The 21,055-nt window shown below is 65.3% G+C and carries 22 protein-coding genes; 12 read left to right on the top strand and 10 right to left on the bottom strand.

What is annotated here, in order from left to right; genetic code table 11:
- Positions 1-21: 21 nt before the first annotated feature.
- Positions 22-861, bottom strand: coding sequence for a posphoenolpyruvate synthetase regulatory kinase/phosphorylase PpsR (ppsR, locus tag J8I34_RS01860; RefSeq protein WP_156914320.1), 840 nt, complete (start codon positions 859-861; stop codon positions 22-24).
- A 391-nt stretch (positions 862-1,252) separates the two neighbouring features.
- Here ppsR and ppsA point away from each other — a divergent pair, with 391 nt between their 5' ends.
- The 3 genes from ppsA (at position 1,253) to J8I34_RS01845 (ending at position 5,242) form a co-directional block, all read left to right on the top strand.
- Complete coding sequence (ppsA, locus tag J8I34_RS01855; RefSeq protein WP_209805207.1) at positions 1,253-3,637, top strand: phosphoenolpyruvate synthase; 2,385 nt, start codon at positions 1,253-1,255, stop codon at positions 3,635-3,637.
- Between the two features lie 151 nt (positions 3,638-3,788).
- Entirely contained in the window at positions 3,789-4,211 is a 423-nt protein-coding gene (locus J8I34_RS01850; protein ID WP_029045867.1) for an NfeD family protein, read from the top strand.
- Positions 4,212-4,309: 98 nt separating this feature from the next.
- A complete protein-coding gene (locus tag J8I34_RS01845) occupies positions 4,310-5,242 on the top strand; it encodes an SPFH domain-containing protein (protein WP_029045868.1) in 933 nt (310 codons plus the stop codon).
- Positions 5,243-5,266: 24 nt separating this feature from the next.
- On the opposite strand, the gene smpB is transcribed toward J8I34_RS01845, so the two are convergent.
- Positions 5,267-5,719 (bottom strand): SsrA-binding protein SmpB, encoded by a 453-nt coding sequence (smpB, locus tag J8I34_RS01840; RefSeq protein ID WP_029045869.1) that lies wholly within the window; start codon positions 5,717-5,719, stop codon positions 5,267-5,269.
- Positions 5,720-5,896: 177 nt separating this feature from the next.
- On the opposite strand from smpB, the gene J8I34_RS01835 reads away from it, so the two are divergent.
- Together J8I34_RS01835 and J8I34_RS01830 are read left to right on the top strand one after the other, a co-directional pair.
- Positions 5,897-6,334 (top strand): type II toxin-antitoxin system RatA family toxin, encoded by a 438-nt coding sequence (locus J8I34_RS01835; RefSeq protein ID WP_029045870.1) that lies wholly within the window; start codon positions 5,897-5,899, stop codon positions 6,332-6,334.
- On the top strand, positions 6,321-6,665 hold the full coding sequence (locus tag J8I34_RS01830; RefSeq protein ID WP_029045871.1) for an RnfH family protein: 345 nt from the start codon (positions 6,321-6,323) through the stop codon (positions 6,663-6,665). The genes J8I34_RS01835 and J8I34_RS01830 overlap by 14 nt, the downstream gene beginning before the upstream one ends.
- A gap of 60 nt (positions 6,666-6,725) precedes the next feature.
- Here the strand turns inward: J8I34_RS01830 and J8I34_RS01825 are convergent, their stop codons facing one another.
- On the bottom strand, positions 6,726-7,259 hold the full coding sequence (locus J8I34_RS01825) for a DUF4124 domain-containing protein (protein WP_209775281.1): 534 nt from the start codon (positions 7,257-7,259) through the stop codon (positions 6,726-6,728).
- Positions 7,260-7,452: 193 nt separating this feature from the next.
- The gene (locus J8I34_RS01820; RefSeq protein WP_209805206.1) at positions 7,453-8,412 is read right to left on the bottom strand and encodes a DMT family transporter; all 960 of its coding nucleotides are present in this window, start codon (positions 8,410-8,412) and stop codon (positions 7,453-7,455) included.
- Positions 8,413-8,533: 121 nt separating this feature from the next.
- Between J8I34_RS01820 and guaB the strand changes: the two genes are divergently transcribed.
- The 3 genes from guaB to guaA all read left to right on the top strand — a co-directional run bounded on the left by guaB (position 8,534) and on the right by guaA (position 12,416).
- Positions 8,534-9,997, top strand: coding sequence for an IMP dehydrogenase (gene guaB, locus J8I34_RS01815; protein ID WP_029045874.1), 1,464 nt, complete (start codon positions 8,534-8,536; stop codon positions 9,995-9,997).
- Positions 9,998-10,210: 213 nt separating this feature from the next.
- Positions 10,211-10,822 carry a hypothetical protein gene (locus tag J8I34_RS01810; RefSeq protein WP_029045875.1) on the top strand — a complete coding sequence of 204 codons (612 nt, stop codon included), beginning with the start codon at positions 10,211-10,213 and terminating at the stop codon, positions 10,820-10,822.
- On the top strand, positions 10,797-12,416 hold the full coding sequence (gene guaA, locus J8I34_RS01805) for a glutamine-hydrolyzing GMP synthase (protein WP_029045876.1): 1,620 nt from the start codon (positions 10,797-10,799) through the stop codon (positions 12,414-12,416). The genes J8I34_RS01810 and guaA overlap by 26 nt, the downstream gene beginning before the upstream one ends.
- Before the next feature lie 199 nt (positions 12,417-12,615).
- Here guaA and phnE read toward each other — a convergent pair whose 3' ends face one another.
- The 6 genes from phnE to senB are packed head-to-tail and all read right to left on the bottom strand — an operon-like array spanning position 12,616 to position 17,982.
- Complete coding sequence (phnE, locus tag J8I34_RS01800) at positions 12,616-13,407, bottom strand: phosphonate ABC transporter, permease protein PhnE (RefSeq protein ID WP_209805205.1); 792 nt, start codon at positions 13,405-13,407, stop codon at positions 12,616-12,618.
- A gap of 3 nt (positions 13,408-13,410) precedes the next feature.
- Positions 13,411-14,232, bottom strand: coding sequence for a PhnE/PtxC family ABC transporter permease (locus tag J8I34_RS01795; protein WP_029045878.1), 822 nt, complete (start codon positions 14,230-14,232; stop codon positions 13,411-13,413).
- Positions 14,229-15,071: a phosphonate ABC transporter ATP-binding protein gene (locus J8I34_RS01790; protein WP_029045879.1), complete on the bottom strand. Its 843-nt coding sequence runs from the start codon at positions 15,069-15,071 to the stop codon at positions 14,229-14,231. Before J8I34_RS01790 ends, J8I34_RS01795 begins: the two co-directional genes overlap by 4 nt.
- Positions 15,072-15,081: 10 nt before the next feature.
- Positions 15,082-15,933, bottom strand: a complete 852-nt coding sequence (locus tag J8I34_RS01785; protein WP_209805204.1) for a putative selenate ABC transporter substrate-binding protein — start codon at positions 15,931-15,933, stop codon at positions 15,082-15,084.
- A complete protein-coding gene (gene selD, locus J8I34_RS01780) occupies positions 15,917-16,990 on the bottom strand; it encodes a selenide, water dikinase SelD (RefSeq protein WP_209805203.1) in 1,074 nt (357 codons plus the stop codon). Before selD ends, J8I34_RS01785 begins: the two co-directional genes overlap by 17 nt.
- The gene (gene senB, locus J8I34_RS01775; RefSeq protein ID WP_209805202.1) at positions 16,987-17,982 is read right to left on the bottom strand and encodes a selenoneine biosynthesis selenosugar synthase SenB; all 996 of its coding nucleotides are present in this window, start codon (positions 17,980-17,982) and stop codon (positions 16,987-16,989) included. The genes selD and senB overlap by 4 nt, the downstream gene beginning before the upstream one ends.
- Between senB and senA the strand changes: the two genes are divergently transcribed.
- The 4 genes from senA to J8I34_RS01755 all read left to right on the top strand — a co-directional run bounded on the left by senA (position 17,981) and on the right by J8I34_RS01755 (position 21,040).
- The gene (gene senA / locus J8I34_RS01770) at positions 17,981-19,186 is read left to right on the top strand and encodes a selenoneine synthase SenA (RefSeq protein WP_209805201.1); all 1,206 of its coding nucleotides are present in this window, start codon (positions 17,981-17,983) and stop codon (positions 19,184-19,186) included. The genes senB and senA overlap by 2 nt on opposite strands.
- A 142-nt stretch (positions 19,187-19,328) precedes the next feature.
- Entirely contained in the window at positions 19,329-19,907 is a 579-nt protein-coding gene (locus J8I34_RS01765) for an elongation factor P (protein WP_209775286.1), read from the top strand.
- 155 nt (positions 19,908-20,062) lie between these two features.
- Complete coding sequence (locus tag J8I34_RS01760) at positions 20,063-20,503, top strand: hypothetical protein (protein ID WP_035876998.1); 441 nt, start codon at positions 20,063-20,065, stop codon at positions 20,501-20,503.
- A gap of 210 nt (positions 20,504-20,713) precedes the next feature.
- Entirely contained in the window at positions 20,714-21,040 is a 327-nt protein-coding gene (locus J8I34_RS01755) for a hypothetical protein (RefSeq protein WP_029045885.1), read from the top strand.
- The last annotated feature ends 15 nt before the right edge of the window (positions 21,041-21,055 follow it).

Below are 21,055 nucleotides of genomic sequence, written 5' to 3'. Positions count from 1 at the left end.
GCGGCCGGCTGGCCGCTTTTGTTAGTAGTTGTCGCGATCGACCTTGATCTCCTGCAGGATCGTGGTCGCGATTTCTTCGATCGACTTGTGTGTCGACGACAGCCACTTGATGCCTTCGCGCCGCATCATTGCCTCGGCCTCATTGACTTCGTAGCGGCAGTTTTCCACCGCCGCGTACTTGCTGCCGGGGCGGCGCTCGTTGCGGATCTCGGTCAGGCGCTGCGGGTCGATCGACAGGCCGAAGACCTTGCTCTTGAAGGCGTACAGCGCCGAGGGCAGCTTGCCGCGCTCGAAATCGTCCGGGATCAGCGGGTAATTGGCCGCCTTCAGCCCGTATTGCATCGCCAGGTAGAGGCTGGTCGGGGTCTTCCCGCTGCGCGACACACCCACCAGGATCACATCGGCTTCCTCGAGATTCTTGTGGGACTGTCCGTCATCGTGCGCCAGCGAGAAGTTGATCGCCTCGATCCGGTTCTTGTACGCCTCGGTATCGGCGTTCTGGTGGAAGCGGCCGATGGCGTGGGTGGACTTCAGCCCCAGTTCCTTCTCGAGGGGTTCGATGAACGTCTGGAACATGTCCAGGATCATCGCCTTGGCGCGGCGCAGTGCCTTGTTCGCTTCCTGGTTGACCAGCGTGGTGAAGACGATGGGCGGCACGCCCTCGTTAAAGAAAGCCTCGTTGATCTTGCCGACCGCGATATGTGCCTTTTCCGGGGTATCGACGAACGGCATCCGCACCTTGCGGAAGCGCATTTCAAACTGGGCCAGGATCGAGTGGCTGAAGGTTTCCGCGGTGATCCCGGTGCCATCCGAGACGATAAAGACCGTCCGCACAGGCGGGCGGTCACCGGTCTGGGCCATGGCGGCGGGCGTCGCCGCGGTCACTTGGGTGGACGGGGAGGCAGGCTGCGTTCCAGGCTGGGTCCCGGAATCCGCTGTACCGGGCGCTTCTGGCTGGGACATGGGGTTGCGCAAATAAATAGATTCAATCTTCCGCAGAAAAGTGCGGCGCAGCACGGTAGAATAGCGGCGATCTTTTCGCTAAGCAATTCCGCGAGGGGTCCGCTTTGCATCAATTCGGGCCCGGAATTGTCGACAATGTGCGCTGCGCGATGAGAGCCGCAGCGCCGCGTCCACAACTTTGCAGCACCACGAGCATGGGGTTGCTTAGCCAAGCGATCGGTCCGGGACCAGAACGCCAACAACATACCGGGCATGCGCAACAAGTTTTCTACTTTGTTTTGAGGCTCTCATGACTAACCAGGCAAATAACGGCGCCTATGTGCTGCCGTTCGAGCAGTTGCGCATGGCTGACGTGGAAATCGTCGGCGGCAAGAATTCGTCGCTGGGCGAGATGATCTCCCAGCTGGCGGAAGCCGGTGTGCGCGTTCCCGGCGGTTTTGCCACCACCGCGCTTGCCTTCCGCGACTTCCTCGCCCACAACAACCTGACCGAGCGCATCTCCCAGCGCCTGAAGACGCTTGACGTCGACGACGTCAAGGCCCTGGCCGAGGCCGGTGCCGAGATTCGCGACTGGGTCGCCACCGCCCCGTTCCAGCCGCGCCTGGAACAGGAAATCCGTGAGTTCTATGCCCGCGTGTCCGAGCGCGAAGGCGCCGAGGCCTCGTTCGCGGTGCGTTCGTCGGCCACGGCCGAAGACCTGCCCGACGCCTCGTTCGCGGGCCAGCAGGAGTCCTACCTGAACGTCAGCGGCATCGAGGACGTGCTGGACAAGATCAAGCACGTGTTCGCGTCGCTGTACAACGACCGCGCCATTTCCTACCGCGTGCACAAGGGCTTTGCCCACGACGTGGTGGCGCTGTCCGCCGGTATCCAGCGCATGGTCCGCTCGGACCTGGCCGCTTCCGGTGTGATGTTCACGATCGATACCGAATCGGGCTTCCCCGACGTGGTCTTCATCACCTCCAGCTACGGCCTGGGCGAAACGGTGGTGCAGGGCGCGGTCAACCCGGACGAGTTCTACGTCTTCAAGCCGACGCTGCAGGCCGGCAAGTACCCGATCATCCGCCGCTCGATCGGCTCCAAGCTGATCAAGATGGAATTCACCAAGCCAGGCGAAGCCGGCCGCGTGAAGACCGTCGACGTGCCGGTCGAACTGCGCAACCGCTACTCGATCACCGACGAGGACGTGACCGAACTGGCGCGCTACGCGATGATCATCGAGAAGCACTATGGGCGCCCGATGGATATCGAGTGGGGCAAGGACGGCAAGGATGGCAAGATCTACATCCTGCAGGCCCGGCCGGAAACGGTGAAGAGCCAGTCGGCCGGCAAGGCCGAGCAGCGCTTCAAGCTCAAGGGCACCGCCCCGGTGCTGACCAGCGGCCGCGCCATCGGCCAGAAGATCGGTACCGGCCCCGTCCGCGTCATCAACGACCCGTCCGAGATGGAGCGCGTGCAGCCCGGCGACGTGCTGGTGGCCGACATGACCGACCCGAACTGGGAGCCGGTGATGAAGCGCGCCTCGGCGATCGTCACCAACCGTGGCGGCCGTACCTGCCACGCGGCCATCATCGCGCGTGAGCTGGGCGTGCCCGCCGTGGTCGGCTGCGGCGATGCCACCGACATCCTGAAGGATGGCACGCTGGTGACCGTGTCGTGCGCCGAGGGCGACGAAGGCCGCATCTACGATGGCCTGCTGGAAACCGAAGTGACCGAGGTCCAGCGTGGCGAGATGCCGGAAATCGACGTCAAGCTGATGATGAACGTGGGCAACCCGCAGCTGGCCTTCGATTTCGCCCAGATCCCGAACTGCGGCGTCGGCCTGGCGCGCCTGGAATTCATCATCAACAACAACATCGGCGTCCACCCGAAGGCCATCCTCGACTACCCGCAGGTCGATGCCGACCTGAAGAAGGCCGTGGAAAGCGTGGCCCGCGGCCATGCCAGCCCGCGTGCGTTCTACGTCGACAAGCTTGCCGAGGGCATCGCCACCATCGGCGCGGCCTTCTATCCGAAGTCCGTGATCGTGCGCCTGTCGGACTTCAAGTCGAACGAGTACAAGAAGCTGATCGGCGGCTCGCGCTACGAGCCGGACGAGGAAAACCCGATGCTGGGCTTCCGCGGCGCGTCGCGCTACATCGCCGAGGACTTCGCCGAAGCGTTCGAGATGGAATGCAAGGCCATGAAGCGCGTACGCGATGAAATGGGCCTGACCAACGTCGAGATCATGGTGCCGTTCGTGCGTACGCTGGGCCAGGCCGAGAAGGTCATCGGGCTGCTGGCCAAGCACGGCCTGAAGCGCGGCGAGAACGGCCTGCGCATCATCATGATGTGCGAAGTGCCGTCCAACGCGATCCTGGCCGAGGAGTTCCTGCAGTACTTCGACGGCTTCTCGATCGGCTCGAACGACCTGACCCAGCTGACGCTGGGCCTGGACCGCGATTCCGGCATGGAACTGCTGGCCAAGGACTTCGACGAACGGGATCCGGCGGTGCGCTTTATGCTGTCGCGCGCCATCGCCGCATGCATCCGCCTGGACAAGTACGTCGGCATCTGCGGCCAGGGTCCTTCGGACCATCCCGATTTTGCCGCGTGGCTGGCCAAGGAAGGCATCAAGTCGATCTCGCTGAACCCGGATTCGGTGGTCGACACCTGGCAGAAGCTGGCATCCTGAGGCTTTTGACGTCACAATAACGATACTCGCCGGCCGCCTTCGGGCGGCCGGCTGGCACCGGCCCCTGCGTCAGGTGTTGCATCGGCCCCGCAGGCGCTCCTGGCGCTGCGGGGTTTTTGTTTTTCGGGAATCGATTGGACGGGGAGTTCGGATGGCGTACTACCTCTGGTTCGTGGCGGCGGTCGCGCTGGTGATCGTCGAGCTGAATACCGGCACGTTTTACCTGCTGATGGTGGCCGTGGGGCTGGCCGCTGGCGGCGTCGGCGCCTTGCTGGACCTGTCGCCCGCCGCGCAGACCGTGACCGCAGCGCTGGTCGCCGCGGTGCTGATCGCCGGACTGCGTCGTACCCGTTTCGGCAAGCTGCGGCGCGGCAATGCCGCCGCCGATCCCAACGTCAATCTCGATATCGGCCAGGAACTCGACGTCCCCGCCTGGGACGCCAACGGGCGCGCACGCGTCCCGTACCGGGGCGCCGACTGGACCGTCGAACTCGCGCCGAACTGCGCTGCAACACCGGGCCGCTACCGTATCGTCGAAGTCCGCGGCAGCACGCTGGTCGTTTCGCCGCGCTGAGCCATATCCAAGGGTTGCGCGGTGCCGGCCGTGCAGCCATCCGCCTGCCGCCGTTCCGGCGGCGCCGTACCGTTGTTTCCTGACTGGAGGGTTGTTACATGCTCGCTTTTCAGCTTGGCCTGCTGCCGCTGATCATCCTTATTGCCGTGATCGTGCTGATCGCCAGGGGCATCAAGATCGTGCCGCAGCAGCACGCCTGGGTGCTTGAGCGCCTGGGTCGCTACCATGCGACGCTGACGCCGGGGCTGTCGATCGTGGTGCCGTTCGTCGACCGCGTTGCCTACAAGCATGTGCTCAAGGAAATCCCGCTGGACGTGCCCAGCCAGGTCTGTATCACCAAGGACAATACGCAGTTGCAGGTGGACGGCGTGCTGTACTTCCAGGTGACCGACCCGATGAAGGCGTCCTACGGCTCGAGCAATTTCGTGGTGGCGATCACGCAGCTGTCGCAGACCACGCTGCGCTCGGTGATCGGCAAGCTGGAGCTGGACAAGACCTTCGAGGAGCGCGAGTTCATCAACCACAGCGTGGTCAACGCTCTCGATGAAGCCGCCGCCAACTGGGGCGTCAAGGTGCTGCGCTACGAGATCAAGGACCTGACCCCGCCGAAGGAAATCTTGCATGCCATGCAAGCGCAGATCACCGCCGAGCGCGAGAAGCGGGCGCTGATCGCCGCGTCCGAGGGCAAGCGCCAGGAGCAGATCAACCTGGCCACGGGTGCGCGGGAAGCGGCAATCCAGAAGTCGGAAGGCGAGAAGCAGGCCGCCATCAACAAGGCGCAGGGCGAAGCGGCGGCGATCCTGGCGGTGGCGGACGCCAATGCCCAGGCGATCCAGAAGGTGGGCAACGCGATCCGCACCGAAGGCGGCATGGACGCGGTCAACCTGAAGGTGGCCGAGGAATACGTTGCCGCGTTCGGCAACCTGGCCAAGCAGGGCAATACGCTGATCGTGCCCGGGAATATGAGCGAGATGAGCAGCATGATTGCGTCAGCGCTGCAAATCGTGAAGGGACAGAAGGCCGGCGCCTGAACATGCAGGCGCGGGCGGGCGGCGTTACTCCTTGGCGCCGCCCTTCATGATGCGCGCCTTCTCGCGCTGCCAGTCGCGCTGCTTTTCGGTCTCGCGCTTGTCGAACTGCTTCTTGCCCTTGGCCAGGCCGATCTCGCATTTCACGCGTCCGCGCGTGTAGTGCAGGTTCAGCGGCACCAGCGTGTAGCCGCGCTGCTCGACCTTGCCGATCAGCTTCTTGATCTCGTCGGCCTTGAGCAGCAGCTTGCGCGTGCGCACCGGATCGGGCTTGACGTGGGTGGAGGCGCTCTGCAGCGGGCTGATATGGGCGCCGATCAGGAACATCTCGGCGTCGCGCACGACCACGTATCCTTCCTTGATCTGTACGCGGTTCGCGCGGATCGCCTTGACTTCCCAGCCTTCCAGCACGATCCCGGCCTCATATCGCTCTTCGATGAAGTAGTCGAAAAAGGCCTTCTTGTTGTCTGCGATGGTCATGCGTGCGGGTAGGGGAGCAATGGGTGAATGCAGGCCGGATCGCTGCAGTGCCGCATGGCGAAGTGCCGCCAGCGACCAGCGTCGGCTAAAATCGGGATTCTAGCAAACCAGCCCCGGCACCGGCTGATGTCCTGGCGCGATAGGCGCGGCATGGCCGGGAGCCAGATTTCCCAATACATGGCAGACGTCCATAAATCCGTGCTGCTCGGCTATTCCGCCGCGCAGATGTACGACCTGGTCACGCGCGTGGAGGACTATCCCAAGTTCCTGCCATGGTGCGGCGGCGTGGAGGTGTTCGAGCAGACTGAAACCACGCTCGATGCCAAGATCCATATCCATTTCAAGGGCATCCAGCAGTTCTTCCACACCCGCAATACGCAGGAGCGCCCGACCCGCATCGACATGACCTTCGCCGACGGCCCCTTCAAGACCTTCAACGGTGCGTGGCGCTTTACGCCGCTGCGCGAGGATGCCTGCAAGATCGAATTCCACCTGCATTATGAGTTTTCGAGCCTGCTGCTGGAAAAGCTCATCGGCCCGGTGTTCAGCATGATCGCGAATACCTTCGTCGATGCCTTCGTCAAGCGCGCCGAGGTGGTATATGGCGCCAGCTGAAGGTGCGGGCACGGTGCATGTCGCGGTGTGCTACGCGCGGCCCGATGCGGTATTCCTGAAGGAGATCGACGTGCCCGCGGGTACCACGATCGCAGCGGCCATCGTCGGCTCGGGGCTGCAGCAGGCGTGTCCCGAAGTGGATCCGTCGACCATGCGAGTGGGCATCTTCGGCAAGCTCAAGACGCCCGATACCGTGGTGCGCGAGGGCGACCGGGTGGAGGTGTACCGGCCGCTGACGGCCGACCCCAAGCAGGCGCGGCGCAAGCGCGTGCAGAAGCTACGCGAGGGCGGGGCGCGGGAAGGCCAGAAATGGCTGCGCGGCAATGGCTGAGCCGGGAGGCTTGCGCCGCTGACAGCAAAACGGGGCGTGACGCCCCGTTTTTGCTTCCGTTCAGCGGCAGTTCTTCTCGAGGCTGGCGCTGGTCTTGACCAGTTCGGCCTGGCGCTGATCGCTGTTCAGGTGCTGCAGCGAGCCGTCCGGACCCGCTACCGCCGCGCGCATCCCTTGCTGCAGGCCGGTGGCGTAGTTGCGCAGCTGGGCGCAGCGGGCCTCGCGTTCGGCGGCCTCGGTTTCCTTGCGCGCCTCTTCCGCCGCGGCTTTCAGGCGGGATTCGCGGCGCTTCTGGAAGGCCTCTTCGGCCGTCGGCGGCGGGGCGGCCTCCTTGGGCTTGCTTCCGGCCTTGGCCGGCGCTGGCGCGGCTGCGGGGGCATTGGCGCTTTCCGCGCTGGCCGCCGCTACCGGCTGGTACTCGCCGGCGAGGCGGCCGGGGGCGCGCAGCACCCTGGCGGCCGCGCCGGACGGCGGCACGTCGCTGTAGACCATGCGGCCGTTGGCATCGCGCCATTGCCAGTAGGCATGGGCGTTGGCAGAGGCGCTAACGGTGACGGCGGCGGCAAGCAGGCACAGCACGGACGATCGTTTCATGGCGAGGCGTCTCAAAGTGGCTGGTAAGGAACGGGTGCGGCTGGAAGGTTGCTGGGCCGCCGGCTGCGCGCGAGGCAATGCCGCGGCAGGCCTGCCGCGGGCGATGGCTTGGCGCCGAGGCATGGCGCCGGTTTGACCCTGGTACTTCCGTTCTGATGTGGCGCGTGTGACCCCCGCGCCATCGTCCGCTAGTCTACGCAGACTTGTCGTTGGCGTGCAAGCGCACCGACCACGCCACGCCGACCATCAGCAACACGATGGCGGCGATTTCCAGCGGCCGCGGCCAGCGGTGGTCGAAGACAAAGCCGTACGCCAGCGCGAACAGCGTCTCGAACACGATCATCTGGCCTGACAGTGTCAGCGGCAGGCGCCGGCTGGCGATATTCCACAGGTTGTTGCCGATCAGTGACGCGCCTAGCGCCACCCCGGCGTTGACCATCCAGAACCACCGCCAGTCGCGGCCGCTGTCGCCGGAAGTAAGGGCGTCGCCCGCCACCAGCCAGCCGATCACGGCCAGCACGGCAGATACCGCGCCGGTCGACAGCCCGTACAGCGCCGACCATTCATTGCCGCTGTAGTGCGGGTTGCGCTGCAGGTAGCGCGCGTTGTCGACCGCGTAGAGCGTCCAGCAGACCAGTGCGCCGGCGGCGCAGCAGACGCCGGCAATCTTCTGCCAGACCGGACGCACGGCGTCGCCAGCCGCGGCGGCATGTGCGCCCTGGCCGCCGCCGAACAGGTCGATGTTGATGCAGGCGATGCCCGCGGCCACCATTAGCAGCGGCCACAGCAGCCGCGACAGGGGCACCGCGCCGTGGTCGCGCCGGCCCATGATGGTGACCGTGATCGGCAGGATGCCGATGATCAGCGAGGTCGGTCCTACCCCGGCAAGCTGCACGCCGAAGGCCAGCAGCACGTAGTAGAGCAGGTTGCCGGTAAAGGCCTGGCGCAGCAGCGCGACGCAGTCGGCGCGGGTCAGCTTGCGGGCGATGCGCTTCATCAGCGGCAGGGTGGCAACCAGCGCCACCAGGCCATACGCCAGGTAGCGCCCGATCGCCAGCTCCCACGGCGAGAACACCGGCAGCAGCTTGGGCGCGATAAAGACCATGCCCCAGAACGCGCCCGCCAGCAGCCCGCACAATACGCCGATTCCCATGCTTTTCAACGCCCGGTTAAAAGGACGACGAGCATAGCAGACGCTCGCTGGAAAACCGGTTGCCGTGCATCAGTCAGCGCGCATTCCTGTATAATTCGCTTTTGCGCCTAGAGGATTTGCTATGCGTCTTGTCCAGAAAGCACTCACATTCGATGACGTGCTGCTCGTCCCGGCCTATTCGGCCGTCCTTCCCCGGGATGTTTCCCTCCGCACTCGCCTGTCCCGTTCGATCGAACTGAACATTCCGCTGGTGTCCGCTGCCATGGACACGGTGACGGAGGCCCGCCTGGCGATCTCCATGGCGCAAGCCGGTGGCATCGGTATCGTCCACAAGAACCTGAAGCCCGCCGACCAGGCCCGCGAAGTGTCGCGCGTCAAGCGCTACGAATCGGGCGTGCTGCGTGATCCGATCACCATTTCGCCGGAAATGAAGATCCGCGATGTGATCGCGCTGTCGCAGCAGCATGGCATTTCGGGCTTCCCGGTGCTGGAAGGCAAGACCGTCGTCGGCATCATCACCAACCGCGATCTGCGCTTCGAGGAAGAACTCGACGCCCCGGTGCGCGCCAAGATGACCCCGCGCGAGAAGCTGGTGACCGTGGCCGAAGGCGCGCCGCTGGAAGAAGCCAAGCGCCTGATGAACCGCCACCGCCTGGAGCGCGTGCTGGTGGTCAACCAGGCCTTCGAGCTGCGTGGCCTGATCACGGTGAAGGACATCCAGAAGGCGGTCGAGAACCCGCTGGCGAGCAAGGACGACCATGGCCAGCTGCGCGTAGGCGCCGCAGTCGGCGTGGGTCCGGACAACGACGAACGTGTCGAGTTGCTGGTCAAGGCCGGCGTCGACGTGATTGTGGTGGATACGGCGCACGGTCACAGCCAGGGCGTGCTGGACCGCGTGCGCTGGGTCAAGCAGAACTTCCCGCAAGTGCAGGTGATCGGCGGCAATATTGCCACCGGCGACGCCGCCCGCGCACTGCTCGAGCATGGCGCCGACGGCGTCAAGGTCGGCATCGGCCCCGGCTCGATCTGCACCACCCGTATCGTGGCTGGTGTCGGCGTGCCCCAGATCACCGCTGTGTCCAATGTGGCCGAGGCGCTCAAGGGCACCGGCGTGCCGCTGATCGCTGACGGCGGTATCCGCTACTCGGGTGACGTGGCCAAGGCCCTGGCGGCCGGCGCCCACACCGTGATGATGGGCGGCATGTTCTCCGGTACCGAAGAGGCGCCGGGCGAAGTGTTCCTGTACCAGGGCCGCTCGTTCAAGAGCTACCGCGGCATGGGTTCGGTGGGCGCGATGAAGGACGGCGCGGCTGACCGCTACTTCCAGGAAGACAATACCGCCAACGTCGACAAGCTGGTCCCCGAGGGGATTGAAGGCCGCGTGCCGTACAAGGGCTCGGTGATGGCCATCATCCACCAGCTGACCGGCGGCGTGCGTGCCTCGATGGGCTACTGCGGCAGCAAGTCGATCGCCGACTGGCACGAGAATGCCCAGTTCGTCCAGATCACGGCAGCCGGCATGCGTGAATCGCACGTGCACGACGTGCAGATCACCAAGGAAGCGCCGAACTACCATATCGACTGACGCGCAGCGGTTGCGCCCGCCGTCCGCCGCGGCGGCGGTGCGCTGACCGCGATCATCGGGACGAGGGCGTGCAAGGTCTGGTGCCAGGTGCGCAGCGCCGCCCTGGTCTGACCGGAATCCAACCCGGCCCCGACCATGGCCCCGGCCGCGCGCCACGCCGGCGTTGCCTTGACGCTAGCCGCATCACCGGCGGGGCCCAGACGAGGAGCGCCAATGAAGGTGTTGCTGCGAGCCGTGCTGTTTTTCGATGCCCTGGTGGATTTGCTGCTGGGCGTCCTGCTGTTGATGTCTCCGTTCACCACGCTGTACGCGGCGCTGCAATTGCCGCAACCGCAGCCCGCGCTGTTCGGGCAACTGCTGGGCGTGGCGCTGGTCGGCCTGTCGGTGCTGCTGTGGCAGGCCGCGTTCAACGGCCAGCTGACGGTACCGGTGGCACGCACGGCCGGCTATGTGAACCTGGCCAGCGCGATGCTGATCATTGCCTGGATGGTGTTCCTGGAGCTGCCGCTCGAAGGCGCCGGCAAGATCTGGCTGCCGACCATGGCCGTGGTGCTGCTGTTTTTCGCCGCAGTGCAGATTCCCGCGGCGAAACGCGTGCGCGTGCGCGAGCAGCAGCTGAAGATGGAACGCGCGCTGAAGGAACAGGAAACCAGGAAGGAACCCGGCGTCGCCCCCGCGGCGCGCCCAACGAATACCCCAGAATACCGGCGCGAGCCGGTCATCACGCCGCCGCCGGGCTATGGTCCCGGCACGGAAGTCGTGACCGAGCCCGCACCGGAAGACACGCCATCGGCCCATCATGCACGACAAAATCCTCATTCTTGATTTCGGCTCGCAGGTCACGCAGCTGATCGCCCGCCGCGTCCGCGAGGCGCACGTCTACTGCGAAATCCACCCGAACGACGTCTCCGACGACTTCGTGCGCGAATACGCGCCCAAGGCCGTCATCCTGTCGGGCAGCCACGCCAGCACCTACGAAGACCATCAGCTGCGCGCGCCGCAGGCCGTCTGGGACCTGGGCGTGCCGGTGCTGGGCATCTGCTACGGCATGCAGACCATGGCCGTGCAGCTTGGCGGCAAGGTCGAGTGGAGCGACCAGCGCGAGTTCGGCTATGCCGAGATGCGCGCCCACGGTCATACCGCGCTGCTCAAGGACATCGAGGATTTCCGCACGCCGGAAGGCCACGGCATGCTCAAGGTCTGGATGAGCCACGGCGACAAGGTTACCGGCCTGCCGCCGGGCTTCAAGCTGATGGCATCCACCCCGAGCTGCCCGATCGCCGGCATGGCCGACGAAGCGCGCGGCTACTATGCCGTGCAGTTCCACCCGGAGGTCACGCATACCGTCAAGGGCCGCCAGATGCTCGAGCGCTTCGTGCTCGGGATCGCCGGCTGCAAGGCTGACTGGGTCATGCGCGACCACATCGAAGAAGCCGTCGCCAGGATCCGCGAACAGGTCGGCGACGAAGAGGTGATCCTGGGCCTGTCGGGCGGTGTCGATTCGTCGGTGGCCGCGGCGCTGATCCACCGCGCCATCGGCGACCAGCTCACCTGCGTGTTCGTCGACCATGGCCTGCTGCGCCTGGACGAAGGCAAGATGGTGATGGAGATGTTCGCCGGACGCCTGCACGCCAAGGTCGTGCACATCGACGCGTCCGAGCAGTTCCTCGGCCACCTGGCGGGCGTGACCGACCCCGAGCAGAAGCGCAAGATCATCGGCCGCGAGTTCGTCGAGGTGTTCCAGGCCGAGGCGAAGAAGCTGAGCAAGGCCAAGTGGCTGGCGCAGGGCACGATCTACCCCGACGTGGTGGAATCGGGCGGCACCAAGACCAAGAAGGCCACCACCATCAAGAGCCACCACAACGTCGGCGGCCTGCCCGAAACGCTGGGCCTGAAGCTGCTCGAGCCGCTGCGCGACCTGTTCAAGGATGAAGTGCGCGAGCTGGGCGTCGAATTGGGGCTGCCGCCGGAAATGGTCTACCGCCATCCGTTCCCGGGCCCCGGCCTGGGCGTGCGCATCCTCGGTGAAGTCAAGCGCGACTACGCCGACCTGCTGCGCCGTGCCGATGCCATCTTCATCGAAGAGCTGCGCAAGACCATCGCCACCGAACAGGACGCCGCCGCGGGCCTGTGCGAGCCGGACCAGGTCGGCAAGAGCTGGTATGACCTGACCAGCCAGGCATTCGCCGTGTTCCTGCCGGTCAAGTCGGTGGGCGTGATGGGCGACGGCCGTACCTACGACTATGTCGTCGCGCTGCGCGCCGTGCAGACCACCGACTTCATGACGGCGCATTGGGCGCACCTGCCGTATGCGCTGCTGGGCCGCTGCTCGAACCGGATCATCAACGAAGTGCGCGGCCTGAACCGGGTGGTGTACGACGTGTCGGGCAAGCCGCCGGCGACGATCGAGTGGGAGTGAAACAGCTCTCCTGACCCCTGGACGGTAACGGCGCCAGCAACAACACGCTCGGCATTGTCGCACTACGGCTCCAAGGCCGCGTGGCGCTTATCACATGGTGGATGGCATGTCGCGTCGTGAACCTGGATTGCGGCCCTGTGCGACACGCCCGATCCGGACGTCAGGACGCCAGGACGACCCCTGATCCGCGGGACGTGCCTCATCTCGATTCCCGGCCAACCCTCATGATCGCGCTGGCTGTGTCGACCACGGCCGCCAGGGCAAGCATGGCGATGATCACCGTGCAAGCCTGGGGCAGATGGAACAGGGACAGCTCGAAATACAGCATCTGCCCAAGCCCGCCGGCACCGACAAAGCCAAGGATCGCCGCCGCGCGGATATTCGTTTCCCAGCGGTACAGGGTGTAGGCCAGGAACTGGGGCCATACACAGGGCAGCGTACCGTACACGAAGACCAGCGCGGCAGGGCTGCCCTTTTCCATCAGCGCGCGCGCGGGGGCGCGCGGTGCATTCTCGAGCGCCTCGGCGAACAGGCGACCGAGCACGCCCGTGGTATGCAGTGCCAGGGCGAGGGTGCCGGCAAACGGTCCAAGGCCGACTGCGAGCACGGTCAGGGCGGCCCATACCAGCTCGGGAACAGAGCGCAACAGATTCAGCAGCAAGCGCGACAACGCGCGCAGCGCATCGCCGTAGAGCCCGGAAGCCGGTAGTGCCAGGCTAAAACCCAGCACCGCCGCACACAGCGTGCCCACCGCGGAAACCGCGAGGGTTTCGAGCATGCTGCCAGCGGTTCTGGCCAGAAAGGCCGGGGACAGCTCCGGCGGGAAGAACTCCAGCAGGAAGCGCCCCATCTCGGCCGCGGCATCCGCGGAAAAGAGCTGGCTCAGATCGAGCGACAGGTACGCGAAGCTGCCCGAAGCCGCGGCGGCCACCGCGATCAGGGTGAGCAGGCAGCGTATGCAGAATTGGGCGGCCTTGGCCTTGTGCGCCATGATTCAGTCGATCAGCTTGCGCAGCCGTGCGCTGAGCGCATCCGCCAGCAGGACCAGCAGCAGGAACACTAGCAGGATGGTCGCGGCTTCCCCGCCGTTTAGTAGTTTCATGGCCTGGTCCATCAACTGTCCAAGCCCGCCGGCGCCAACGAAACCCATGACCACGGAAGCCCGGATGGCACATTCCCAACGGTAGACGGTGTACGAGACCAGCTCCTGCGCGGCATGGGGTATCAGCCCATAGAACAGTGCCGCGAGGCGCCCGCTGCCGCTGCCAAACAGGGCATCCACGGCGCGTTTATCGCTGGATTCGAGGATTTCCGCATAGACCTTTGCCAGCATGCCGCCATAGGTGATGGCCAGAGCGAACACGCCCGCCGCCGCCCCCAGGCCGAGGGCACGCACGAAGACCAGCGCCCACACCAGCTCCGGCACCCCGCGCAGCAGCAGCACCAGGGCGCGCACGCCAGCGCGCACCGCCATGCGCGGCTTGCGTCCCTGGCCGGGGCCGATGCGCGACACCGACAGGCTGCCCGTCATGGCCACGGCCAGGGGGGCTGCGACCACAAAGGCGAGCGCAATGCCCGCGGTGGCGATCGCCAGTGTTTCCAGCGTGGCCTTGACCACGAGCCCGAGGAATTCGCCCGAAACCTCGGGAGGGAGGAAGTTACGCACGAAGGCGCCCACCACCTTGAGGTTTCCGGTGTCGAACAGGGCTGACGGGCTGAACCGGGACAGCCGCAACAATGGCCACAGCAGAAGCAGCGCGAGCACCAGGCCGCTTGCGCGCCGCAGCGCCTGAGGATCGCGCGGGTGGGTGGTCATCGGCACGCCGACCTGGCCGGGGTACCGCCAGCGATGGCGGCGCTCGCGCCTGTCGCGATGCTCATCAGGTGCTGGCTGCCTTGCACCGGTGGCGATGTGCTTTCAGAGGCATATAGCTCGCGCAGCAGCGCGTCGGTCACGCGTTCGGCCGGCAAGTCGAAGGCGATCTCGCCCGCCTTCAGGCCGACGATGCGGGGAAACCAGCGCAGCGCCAGATCCACTGCGTGAAGGCTGGCGATCAGGTGCACCGCGCGTGTATCCGCTTCCTTGCGCAGCTCGCGCAGGGTGAGGTCCGCCAGCACCGGGTCCATCGCCGAGACCGGTTCGTCAGCCAGGATCAATTCCGGGCGCTGGTAAAGCACACGGGCGACGCCCACGCGCTGCAGTTGGCCGCCCGAGAGCTGGTCGCACCGGTCGAACAGGCGGTCGGCCAGCTCAAGGCGGGCGAGCTGTTCGCCGGCCCCATCGATGTCGGCCGGATAGACCAGCGACAGCAAGGATTTCCAGCCCGGCCAGATGCCCAGGCGGCCGGCAAGGATGGCGGTGATCACGCGCTGGCGTGGCGGCATCGGCGGCACCTGGTGCACCATGCCGATGCGGCAGCGCAATTGCCGCAGGCGTGCGGCGGACAGCGCCCAGGGGCTTTGCTCCAGCACCTCCACGCGGCCCTCGCTTGGCCGCAGCGACGTCGCCAGCAAGCGCAGCAAAGAGGTCTTGCCGGCTCCCGACGGGCCGATGACGGCGATGGGCTCGCCGCGGCTGGCCGCCAGCGTGACCTGGCTGAGCGCGCGCTGACCGTTGGCGTAACTGACGCTGGCGGCGTCCAGGCGGAAGCTCATCAGGCCTGCATCACTGGATGAGGCCCGCGGCGCGGGCTGCCGCCTCGATGCCGGCGTAGTTTTCGGGCCGGGTGGGAATGTACCTGGCGGTCCGCTGCAATGCCATGATCTCCCGGTGCTCGGGATTGGCCGGGTCAAGTCGCAGGAACGCTTCAGTCAGCTTCTTGCGCAAGGCCGGATCGAGCCCGCCGCGCACGGTCCAGTTGTAGTCGTAGTAGGGCGGTGTGACGGCAAATACCCTGACCTTGGCGGGGTTCACCTTATGCTGTTCCACCAGCTTGTCCCACACCGAGGCGTTGAGCACGCCTGCGTCGGCCTTGCCCGCCTGCACGAAAGCCACCGTCGCATCGTGGGCGCCCGAATAGGCGACTGTCTTGAAGGCCTTGTCCGGGTCGATGCCGGCCTGCAGCAGGAAGTGCCGCGGCATCAGGTGGCCGGAGGTCGAGGACGGCGCGCCGAAGGCGAAGGTGTGGCCCTTGAGGTCGGCCAGCGACTTGATCGCAGGGTTGGCCGTGATGAACTTGCTGGTGAACGCGGCATCTTCCTGGCGCTGGACGATGGGGATGGTGGCTCCCTTCGTGCGGATCTTGCTCTGCACATAGGTAAAGCCGCCCAGCCATGCCATGTCGATCTTGCCGGTGGCCAGCGATTCGACCACCGCAGCATAGTCCGTGACGGGCACGAACTTCACCTTCATGCCGGTTTCCTTCTCCAGGTAGCTGCCGAGCGGCGCGAACTTGCGCTGCAGTTCGGTGGGGGCTTCGTCGGGAATGGCCGAGACCTTCAGGACGTCCTGGGCACTGGCGAGGCCGGGAAAGCCAAGCAGGGTCAGCGCGGCAAGGTGCTTAAGCAATGGCAACACGGGCGGCTCCTTGCGTCATTTCTCCGATCACGGCAGCGTCTGCAAAGCCTTCCCGGCGAAAGATCTCCAGGATCTCGTCGACTGATTCCGGCGCGCATGACACCAGCAAGCCGCCGCTGGTCTGGGGATCGGTCAGCAGTGCCTGCTGGCTTGGCGTGACCGACCTGGACAGGTCCACCTCGGTGCCGTAGCTGACCCAGTTGCGCCCCGATGCGCCGGTCACCAGCCCTTCGGCGGCCATGCGCTCGACACGCGGCAGCAGCGGAATCCGCCCCATCTCCAGCCGGGCGCCGACGCCCGCGCCACGGCACAGCTCCAGCAGATGGCCGAGCAGGCCGAAGCCTGTCACGTCGGTCAGCGCGTGGACCCCCGGCAGTTCGGCCAGCAGTCGGCCGGGCGTGTTGAGCCTGGTGGTGCAGGCAATCAGTTCCTGATAGCCGGCCGCGTCGAGCTTGTCCTTCTTCACCGCGGCGGACAATATGCCCACGCCTAACGGCTTGCCGAGGATCAGCTTGTCGCCCGCCTCGGCGCCGCTGTTCTTCTTGACCCGATCCGGGTGCACCAGACCAAGGACCACCAGCCCGTAGATCGGCTCAAGGGAATCGATGGTGTGGCCGCCAGCGACCGGGATGCCCGCCTCGGCGCAGATCGATTCGCCGCCTTCGAGGATCTTGCCGATGACCTCGGGCGGCAGCTTCTCGATGGGCATGCCAACCAGCGCCAGCGCCATGATCGGGGTTCCGCCCATGGCATATACGTCGGAGATGGCGTTGGTGGCGGCGATACGCCCGAAATCGTACGGATCGTCCACCACCGGCATGAAGAAATCCGTGGTGGCGATCAGGGCCTGGCTGTCATTGAGCTTGTAGACCGCCGCGTCGTCGCAGGTTTCCTTGCCGACCAGCAGGGCTGCCGGAGCAGGAAAGCCGACCGAGTTCCTGAGGATTTCGGAAAGTACACCGGGGGCGATCTTGCACCCGCACCCGCCGCCGTGGGAGAAGGCGGTGAGCTTGATCTTTGCGTTGTCTGGCTGATCCACAGGGGAACTCCGCGTCATTCTGGTTTCAAGGCGTCGGCGACAAGTTTACTCACTTCCAACCGTTCCCGCGCCGGCGCAAACAGCGGTGCGCGAACAGCGCATTGCTGCCGCAGGCGGTTCAGGTACACGGCATCCTGGCTGGCGCGTTCCAGCACCAGCGCCAGTTGCGTGGCATCGCCCAGCGGAAAATAGCCTTCGTAGTCCCGGCCCAGCATGCCGACGTTGCCCGGGATGCGGCTGGCCAGCACCGGCACGCCGCTGGCGATAGCCTCGATGACCACGTTGGCGCCGCCTTCCATGACGCTGGAGATCACCATGGCCTGCGCTTGTCGGATGCGCTGCAAGGTTTCCTCATGGGGCAGGTTCCTGAGCCAGACATAGCGCCGCACGCCGGGCCAGGCTTGTGCTTCCAGCGCCAGGGCCGCCCGCTCATATGCGTCATCCAGCGCGCCACCGATGTGGATCAGGCGCACCCGCGAATCGTCGGGAAGCAGCGAGAGGGCGCGCATGGGCGTCAGCGGGTCTTTTTCCGCCCGCATGTGGCCGACGAGCACGACGTCGAAGTGATCCTGGTCGGGTGCCGCGGGCGCGCATGCCAAGGCAGACTGGTAGATCACCCGGCACTTGGCGCGATGGGTGGCCTCCAGTTCGGCGAGCCCTTCGTCCTGCAGCACCACCAGGTGGGTGGCGAGGTCGAGCGAGCGCCGGGCCGATGCATCGGTGCGGATGTCCCGGTACAGATCGGTGCCGGTCAGCACGACGATCAGCGGACGATCCGGACAAGCCTCGGCGAACCTGGCGATGGACTCTGCCGAGCGTCGGGCGTGCAGGGCGATCAGGCAGTCGGGCAGGGCGCCGCCCCGGCTGGCCGTCGACCACTCGGCGGCCAGCGTGACATCGTAGTCTTCCTGCAGGAACCGGAACCAGCGATTGGCGGTTTGCCAGTTGCCATTGTTGGCTTTGCGCAGCGCCGGGCTGATAATCGCGACGGTGGCCTTGGGAGGACGCATGACGATAGGTTCTGAGGGGGCGGCAGCAAGAAGGATAAACAAGTCCGGGCTGGATGCGGCGTTTGCGGATGCGCACCGGCGCACCTGGGGCGTGCTTCAGGACCTATCGACGTCCCAATGGCAGGTTCCCTATGATGCGGGAATCAATCCGCCCTTGTGGGAGTATGGCCATATTGCCTGGTTCACGGAGCATTGGATACTGCGGGAGCCGCGTGCCGGCCAGGACGGCCGCTGGAGGGCCAGCCTCCCGTCCATGCTGCCGGACGCCGACTGTCTCTTCGATTCCATGCGCGTCGCCCACCGGGATCGTTGGCATCTTGCGCTGCCCCGGCTTCCCGAGATCCGCGACTACGCAGCCGCCGTGCTGGAGCACGCGCGCGCCAGGCTCGCCGCATCTGACGATACCGACGCGGCGCTGTATTTTTTCCGCCTCGCCTTATTCCACGAAGACATGCACGCCGAGGCGCTGACCTACATGCGCCAGACGCTCGACTATCCGCTGCATGCGCCGCGCGACATGCCTGCCATTGCGCCGGGTGCCGGCTCGGCAACCGCAGGCGGCGACACGTTCCTGATGGGGGTGCCCGCCCGGGATGACGGGTTCGTCTTCGACAACGAGAAGTGGGCCCACCCGGTTCACATCGCCCCGTTCCATATCGATCGCGCTTGCGTCAGCAATGCCGCATTTGCGGAATTCGTGGCCGCCGGCGGCTACCGCGACCCTCAATGGTGGTCCGACGACGGACTCGCATGGCTGCAACAAAGCAAGCTGGTGCATCCGGTGCGCTGGCGCCGGACACCCGGCGCCAGCGCACCGGGGCAATGGGCGTTGCGCTGGTTCGGCCAGTGGGTGCCGCTGCCGCCCGAACAGCCGGTGTGCCATGTCAATGCCTACGAGGCGGAAGCCTATTGCCGCTGGGCCGGCAGGCGCCTGCCCACGGAAGCCGAATGGGAGTATGCGGCAATCCATGACCTGATCCGCTGGGGCGGGGCCGTGTGGGAATGGATGGCTGATCCTTTCGCGCCATATCCGGGTTTCTCGCCCGACCCCTACCAGGAATATTCCGCCCCCTGGTTTCACACGCATCGCTCGGTTCGCGGCGGTTCGTTCGTCACCCATGCCCGCATGCAGCATCCCCGCTACCGGAACTTCTACCTGCCGCACCGCAGCGACCTCTTCGTCGGATTCCGCTGCTGCGGTTGAGGGGTAGCGCGCCTGCTTTCCATGGCGGAGGTGCCAGCGCTGGCACTGGCCGCGGCGCGCACGCGGCGCCAATGGGTTTGTTGAAGGAGTGTTGTGGTGCTAGGCTGAAGGCGAACCTTGCCGCCCCCAGGCGGAGACACCGATGGTCGAAGCTTCCGAACTGAAGTCGGGCATGGTCATCATGCTTGAGGGGGAACTTCATAGCGTTGCCAGCGCCGGGTACCACGCCGGCAGTGGCCAGCAGGGAAGCGCAGTTTTCGCCAAGTTCAAGAACCTGAAGACTGGTCACATCAAGGAGTTGCGGTTACGCCCGAGCGACAAGCTCGAAGAAGTCGCGCTCGATCACCAGGAGATGGAATATCTGTACACCGATGGTGGCGCCTTTTATTTCATGAATCCCGTCACCTTCGAGCAGATCAGTTTTCCCGCGGACACCATCGGGGCATATCAAAAATTTCTTCGCCCCAGTATGCGAATCCCGGTGCAGCTTTATGAGGGCGAGCCGGTCACCATCGCATTTCCCCCTGCGGTCGAGTTAACCATCGTGTCCACGCCACCGGGCCTGCACGAGCATGAAACTTCTACCTTCAAGACTGCGACGCTGGACAACGGCATGGAAGTTCTCGTTCCTCAGTTCATCAAGGAAGGGGACACGGTGCGAATCGAGGCTGCTTCGGGAAAATATCTGGAGCGGGTAAGGCGCGGGACGCGAAAATCGTGATTCCCGTGCGCCATCGCTCCCTGCGCGCGCCGCGCCGCTTACAGTCCCGCCGGGGACGGGCCGGCAGCGGCGGCAGTACCGTATCCGGCACCTGTTCTTCACTTTGAGCCTCGTGTCTGCATATTATGCAAGTATGCGAATGTCATGCATGACGCATGACCATCGTGGTCGCTCAGGAGTCGATCATGCACAAGCCACCCAAAGTGGATTTGGGCGGGACGCGGCGAAGCGGATCACCGCATCGGTCGCACACCAATCGCGCCATGCCCAGCGTCCTGGATCCGATCGAACCGGAAGAAGTGTGGGAAGACGTCGAGCGGGCCGTCGAGCAGATCGTCGAACGGGTGGTGGAGCCGGTCGATTTTCCTCGTGGCCACCATCCGGATGAAGACGATGCGCCGGAGGAAGGCCAGAATGAGATCACCCGTGCTGTAGAGAATATTCCCTCGGACAGCCCGGCAGACAGGGCGGACCATAGCGCAGTACGGGAAGAGCACCCGCCGATGCCGCCAAGCATCGATGACATCGTGGACCAGGATCTGCTCCCCGACCGCAAGTACGGTGCGCGGCAGGCCAGGAAGGCGGGCAAGCGATAACCCTCTACGGCGACAACAGGTTTTCGTGGCGCAAGCGCGGGCGGCCGATCTTGACCTAGACTAAAAAAGTGCCCTTCGCGCGCTTGGCGGGCGCTTTGGCGCAATGCAGCTTCACGGTTGGCCGCTTGCGGGCGAATGACAATGGCACGGGCAACACACTGTCATCTGCTGCCTGAATGCATGTGGATTGATATTCACGAAGGGGACATCATGTTGCAAGCCAGTGAAATGCAGCAACGCTTTAGTCATCTGCAGCAAACCATCAGCGACACATCACGGACTTGTCATGCCGATGCGGGAATTCCACAGGACTTGATGAACTGGGTGGATGAACTCGACAAGGAATGCAAATCGGCATCGAAGGTCATGTCGTCCAAGGATGAGGACCGGATCCGGCAGTGGGTCGATGACCTCGAACGGATCGGCGATCGTGCAGACCGCGCTTGCCAGCAGGCCGGCGGTCTCGATGAGAAGGTCAAGGATGCAGTCAGTTCGATGCATTCCGAGCTCGCTGACCTGAAGCGCCAACTGCACTAACAAGCCTGACAGCCC

Source organism: Cupriavidus phytohabitans (assembly GCF_017815025.1).
Classification (GTDB): domain Bacteria; phylum Pseudomonadota; class Gammaproteobacteria; order Burkholderiales; family Burkholderiaceae; genus Cupriavidus.
This window is presented reverse-complemented; position numbering and strand designations above follow the sequence as displayed.